Annotated in this window: 3 rRNA genes; all 3 read left to right on the top strand. The window is 55.9% G+C overall.

Annotation, left to right across the window (positions count from 1 at the left end):
• The first annotated feature begins 238 nt into the window (after positions 1 to 238).
• The 3 genes from RDV89_RS20180 to rrf all read left to right on the top strand — a co-directional run bounded on the left by RDV89_RS20180 (position 239) and on the right by rrf (position 5,683).
• Positions 239 to 1,764 (top strand): 16S ribosomal RNA (locus tag RDV89_RS20180).
• Positions 1,765 to 2,281: 517 nt separating this feature from the next.
• A 23S ribosomal RNA gene (locus RDV89_RS20175) occupies positions 2,282 to 5,417 on the top strand.
• 149 nt (positions 5,418 to 5,566) lie between these two features.
• Positions 5,567 to 5,683 (top strand): 5S ribosomal RNA (gene rrf / locus RDV89_RS20170).
• Together the 16S, 23S and 5S rRNA genes form the textbook arrangement of a ribosomal RNA operon.
• Positions 5,684 to 5,747 lie beyond the last annotated feature (64 nt).

Below are 5,747 nucleotides of genomic sequence, written 5' to 3'. Positions count from 1 at the left end.
CAAGCGGTGCGCGTGTGATTCTTGAGAACTCAACAGTGTGTCATATAAGTCGACGGATTAGTTTGTTTGTTTTTGCCTCGTCGGCTCGTCTGCCAGGTTTTGCTGGTGGGTGGGTTGATGTTTCTTTGGTGGGAACGAGATCGATGTCGTAATGATGTCGGTGTTTGTTTCTGTTGGGGTTGAGGCTTTCTATGGTTGAAGCGCATGGCTGGCTTTGGTTGGTTGTGTGTTTTGGTTTTCGATGGAGAGTTTGATCCTGGCTCAGGACGAACGCTGGCGGCGTGCTTAACACATGCAAGTCGAGCGGAAAGGCCACTTCGGTGGTACTCGAGCGGCGAACGGGTGAGTAACACGTGAGTAATCTGCCCCTCACTCAGGGATAACCACGGGAAGCTGTGGCTAATACCTGATATGACCACGTCTCGCATGGGGTGTGGTGGAAAGCTTTATGTGGTGGGGGATGTGCTCGCGGCCTATCAGCTTGTTGGTGAGGTAGTGGCTCACCAAGGCTTCGACGGGTAGCCGGCCTGAGAGGGTGACCGGCCACACTGGGACTGAGACACGGCCCAGACTCCTACGGGAGGCAGCAGTGGGGAATATTGGACAATGGGCGAAAGCCTGATCCAGCAACGCCGCGTGAGGGATGACGGCCTTCGGGTTGTAAACCTCTTTCACCTCTGACGAAGCGCAAGTGACGGTAAGGGGAGAAGAAGGACCGGCCAACTACGTGCCAGCAGCCGCGGTAATACGTAGGGTCCGAGCGTTGTCCGGAATTATTGGGCGTAAAGGGCTCGTAGGCGGTTTGTCGCGTCGGGAGTGAAAACCACATGCTTAACATGTGGCTTGCTTCCGATACGGGCAGACTTGAGGTATGCAGGGGAGAATGGAATTCCTGGTGTAGCGGTGAAATGCGCAGATATCAGGAGGAACACCGGTGGCGAAGGCGGTTCTCTGGGCATTACCTGACGCTGAGGAGCGAAAGTGTGGGGAGCGAACAGGATTAGATACCCTGGTAGTCCACACCGTAAACGTTGGGCGCTAGGTGTGGGATCCATTCCACGGGTTCCGTGCCGCAGCTAACGCATTAAGCGCCCCGCCTGGGGAGTACGGCCGCAAGGCTAAAACTCAAAGGAATTGACGGGGGCCCGCACAAGCGGCGGAGCATGCGGATTAATTCGATGCAACGCGAAGAACCTTACCTGGGTTTGACATACGCCGGAAAGCTGCAGAGATGTGGCCTCCTTTTGGCCGGTGTACAGGTGGTGCATGGCTGTCGTCAGCTCGTGTCGTGAGATGTTGGGTTAAGTCCCGCAACGAGCGCAACCCTCGTCCTATGTTGCCAGCACGTCCTTCGGGATGGTGGGGACTCATAGGAGACTGCCGGGGTCAACTCGGAGGAAGGTGGGGATGACGTCAAGTCATCATGCCCCTTATGTCCAGGGCTTCACGCATGCTACAATGGCCGGTACAAAGGGCTGCGATCCCGTGAGGGGGAGCGAATCCCAAAAAGCCGGTCTCAGTTCGGATTGGGGTCTGCAACTCGACCCCATGAAGTCGGAGTCGCTAGTAATCGCAGATCAGCAACGCTGCGGTGAATACGTTCCCGGGCCTTGTACACACCGCCCGTCACGTCACGAAAGTCGGCAACACCCGAAGCCGGTGGCCCAACCCTTGTGGAGGGAGCCGTCGAAGGTGGGGCTGGCGATTGGGACGAAGTCGTAACAAGGTAGCCGTACCGGAAGGTGCGGCTGGATCACCTCCTTTCTAAGGAGCTTTTATCAGTCACACGTGTGCTGCTCGGCCGCCAATGGTCGGGGGCTTTAGTTGTGTGGCGGCTCTTTTGTGGAACCGTCGATGAAGGTCGTCTCGTGTTGGGGTGGCTGCTGCTAGTACTGCTTGCTGGTCGTGGGGTTGTCCCTGTGGTTGGTGGGTGTGGAGGGTGGTGGTTGTTCTGGTGTGGGGTGGTCGTGTGACGCACTGTTGGGTCCTGAGGGATCACGCGCTTGTTGGTTGAGTGTGTGGTGGGGCCTGGTCTTCGGACTGAGCGGTCTTCGGATCGTGGTTCTTCCTCTGGTGCCTCCTTTGGCTGCTTCTCCGCTGTGTGTGGGGTGGTGGTGGTTGGTGGGTGTGTTGTTTGAGAACTGGACAGTGGACGCGAGCATCTTGTATGTGCGCAGACCTTGTGTGTTCCTCGTGTGTTGAGGGGCGTGGGGGTTTGTGTTGTGCGAGTTTATTGTAGAGAAGCCTGTAACAGCGTGTTTTTGTTGTGTTGTGGTTTGTTTGACAAGCTGTTAAGGGCACATGGTGGATGTCTTGGCACCGAGAGCCGATGAAGGACGTACCAGCCTGCGATAAGCCCTGGGGAGTTGGCAAGGAAGCTTTGATCCAGGGATGTCCGAATGGGGAAACCCAGCACCAGTCATGTGGTGTTACTCCTGCCTGAATATATAGGGCAGGTAGAGGGAACGCCGGGAAGTGAAACATCTCAGTACCGGCAGGAAGAGAAAACAACAGTGATTCCGTGAGTAGTGGCGAGCGAAAGCGGATGAGGCTAAACCGCGTGCGTGTGATACCCGGCAGGGGTTGCGTGCGTGGGGTTGTGGGGTGCGTCTTGGTCAGTCTGCCGGCTGGCTGCGCAGTAAGAAACTGATCTTGAGGTCGAAGCCCATTGGAAAGTGGGGCCGTAGAGGGTGATAGCCCCGTAGACGTAAGGGATCAGCTGCGTTGACGTATTCCCAAGTAACACGGAACTCCTGAAATTCCGTGTGAATCTGGCGGGACCACCCGTTAAGCCTAAATACTCCTCGGTGACCGATAGCGGACAAGTACCGTGAGGGAAAGATGAAAAGTACCCCTGGCGGGGAGTGAAATAGTACCTGAAACCGTGTGCCTACAATCCGTCAGAGCCCGGCTGCCCCTTGTGGGTGTTGGGGTGATGGCGTGCCTTTTGAAGAATGAGCCTGCGAGTTTGCGTTGTGTTGCGAGGTTAACCCGTGGGGGGAAGCCGTAGCGAAAGCGAGTCCGAATAGGGCGTTTGAGTAGCACGATCAAGACCCGAAGCGGGGTGATCTATCCATGGGCAGGTTGAAGCGTGGGTAAGACTGCGTGGAGGACCGAACCCACTTCAGTTGAAAATGGAGGGGATGACCTGTGGATAGGGGTGAAAGGCCAATCAAACTCCGTGATAGCTGGTTCTCCCCGAAATGCATTTAGGTGCAGCGTTGCGTGTTTCGCCGCGGAGGTAGAGCACTGGATAGCCGATGGGCCCGACCAGGTTACTGACGTTAACCAAACTCCGAATGCCGTGGCGCCGAAAGCGCAGCAGTGAGACTGCGGGGGATAAGCTCCGTAGTCGAGAGGGAAACAGCCCAGACCATCAGCTAAGGCCCCTAAGCGGTGACTAAGTGGAAAAGGATGTGGAGTCGCAGTGACAACCAGGAGGTTGGCTTGGAAGCAGCCACCCTTGAAAGAGTGCGTAATAGCTCACTGGTCAAGTGATTCCGCGCCGACAATGTAGCGGGGCTCAAGTCATCCGCCGAAGCTATGGCATTCACATCCCTTTGAGTGGGGAGCCCTAACGGGTGTGTGGATGGGTAGGGGAGCGTCGTGTCGCGAGTGAAGTGCCGGAGTGATCCAGGTGTGGACGCGACACGAGTGAGAATGCAGGCATGAGTAGCGAATCACGTGTGAGAAACACGTGCGCCGAATGATCAAGGGTTCCAGGGTCAAGCTAATCTGCCCTGGGTAAGTCGGGACCTAAGGCGAGGCCGACAGGCGTAGTCGATGGACAACGGGTTGATATTCCCGTACCGGCGAAGTAGCGCCCATGACGAACCTGGTGATGCTAACCATCCGAAACCTCTTTGACCGATCCCTTCGGGGTGAGGCGTTGAGGCAGAGCGTGGGATCCGAGCTGGTAGTAGTCAAGCGATGGGGTGACGCAGGAAGGTAGTCGGACCACGGCGATGGTTGTTCCGTGGCTAAGAGTGTAGGGAACCACTTAGGCAAATCCGGGTGGTTGTGTTTGATCACGATCCTGAGACTTGATGGGGACCCAATTGTGGGGAAGCCGATGATCCTATGCTGTCGAGAAAAACCTCTAGCGAGTTATGAGCCGCCCGTACCCTAAACCGACTCAGGTGATCAGGTAGAGAATACTAAGGCGATCGAGCGAACCATGGTTAAGGAACTCGGCAAAATGCCCCCGTAACTTCGGGAGAAGGGGGGCCGGATCCGTGAATCACCTTGCGTGAGGAAGCGGTGATGGCCGCAGAGACCAGGCCCAAGCGACTGTTTATTAAAAACACAGGTCCGTGCGAAGTTGTAAGACGATGTATACGGACTGACTCCTGCCCGGTGCTGGAAGGTTAAGGGGACCTGTTAGAGGATTCGTCCTCGAAGCGGAGAACTTAAGCCCCAGTAAACGGCGGTGGTAACTATAACCATCCTAAGGTAGCGAAATTCCTTGTCGGGTAAGTTCCGACCTGCACGAATGGAGTAACGACTTGGGCGCTGTCTCAACCGTGGACTCGGCGAAATTGCACTACGAGTAAAGATGCTCGTTACGCGCGGCAGGACGGAAAGACCCCGGGACCTTTACTATAGTTTGGTATTGGTGTTTGGTTCGGCTTGTGTAGGATAGGTGGGAGACTGTGAAACCTCGACGCCAGTTGGGGTGGAGTCATCGTTGAAATACCACTCTGGTCGTACTAGATGTCTAACCTAGGACCGTTATCCGGTTCAGGGACAGTGCCTGATGGGTAGTTTAACTGGGGCGGTTGCCTCCTAAAATGTAACGGAGGCGCTCAAAGGTTCCCTCATCCTGGTTGGCAATCAGGTGTTGAGTGTAAGTGCACAAGGGAGCTTGACTGTGAGACAGACATGTCGAGCAGGGACGAAAGTCGGAACTAGTGATCCGGCGCTGGCATGTGGAAGCGGCGTCGCTCAACGGATAAAAGGTACCCCGGGGATAACAGGCTGATCTTCCCCAAGAGTCCATATCGACGGGATGGTTTGGCACCTCGATGTCGGCTCGTCGCATCCTGGGGCTGGAGTAGGTCCCAAGGGTTGGGCTGTTCGCCCATTAAAGCGGCACGCGAGCTGGGTTTAGAACGTCGTGAGACAGTTCGGTCCCTATCCGCCGCGCGCGTAGGAAACTTGAGAAAGGCTGTCCCTAGTACGAGAGGACCGGGATGGACGAACCTCTGGTGTGCCAGTTGTTCTGCCAAGAGCACGGCTGGTTAGCTACGTTCGGGAGTGATAACCGCTGAATGCATCTAAGCGGGAAGCACGTTTCAAGATGAGGTTTCCCACCCTTTGTGGGTTAAGGCCCCCAGTAGATGACTGGGTTGATAGGCCGGAGGTGTACAGCAGTGATGCCTAGCCGACCGGTACTAATAGGCCGAGGGCTTGTCATACAAGCCATCATCACCACAAAAACCGTTGGTTTTTCTGCGATCTAGCTTTATATGCGTGTTTGCGTCCACTGTCTGGTGTCTGAGACAACACACCGTTGAGCACATCCCCGTTGTGACCTTGGGGGTGTGTGGTGTCAAGTCAATAGAGTTACGGCGGTCATAGCGAGAGGGAAACACCCGGTCCCATTCCGAACCCGGAAGTTAAGCCTTTCAGCGCCGATGGTACTGCGATCGAGAGGTCGTGGGAGAGTAGGACGCCGCCGGACATTCTTTTGCTGTAGGGGCTGGGGATGCGGAACTTTGTTCCGCACCCGGCCCCTACAGTCATTT

This window comes from Nocardioides imazamoxiresistens (genome assembly GCF_032378595.1).
In the GTDB taxonomy this organism is placed as follows: domain Bacteria; phylum Actinomycetota; class Actinomycetes; order Propionibacteriales; family Nocardioidaceae; genus Nocardioides; species Nocardioides imazamoxiresistens.
Note: the sequence above shows the minus strand (reverse complement) of the source record. Positions and strands in the feature narration are given on the sequence as shown.